We start from the raw sequence: 278 nt of genomic DNA, 5'->3' as shown, positions 1-278 counted from the left end.
ACCCTGTGCAACAAGATGGCGCCGGCGCTGCGCAAGGTCTACGACCAGATGGCCGAGCCGCGCTGGGTGCTGTCCATGGGGTCTTGCGCCAACGGTGGCGGCTACTACCACTACAGCTATTCCGTGGTGCGCGGCTGCGACCGCATCGTGCCGGTCGATGTTTATGTGCCGGGTTGTCCGCCCACGGCCGAAGCCTTGCTGTACGGCATCATCCAGCTGCAGCAAAAGATCCGCCGCACCAACACGATTGCGCGGGCATGAGCCGCGCGGGAGTTTCC

Annotated in this window: 1 protein-coding gene; it reads left to right on the top strand. The window is 64.7% G+C overall.

Annotation, left to right across the window (positions count from 1 at the left end):
- Positions 1 to 261, top strand: a 261-nt coding sequence (nuoB, locus tag HA630_RS27020; protein ID WP_166832186.1) for an NADH-quinone oxidoreductase subunit NuoB, incomplete at its 5' end; no start/stop codon positions are given.
- Between the last annotated feature and the right edge of the window lie 17 nt (positions 262 to 278).

Source organism: Aquabacterium sp. A08 (assembly GCF_011742065.1).
Note: the sequence above shows the minus strand (reverse complement) of the source record. Positions and strands in the feature narration are given on the sequence as shown.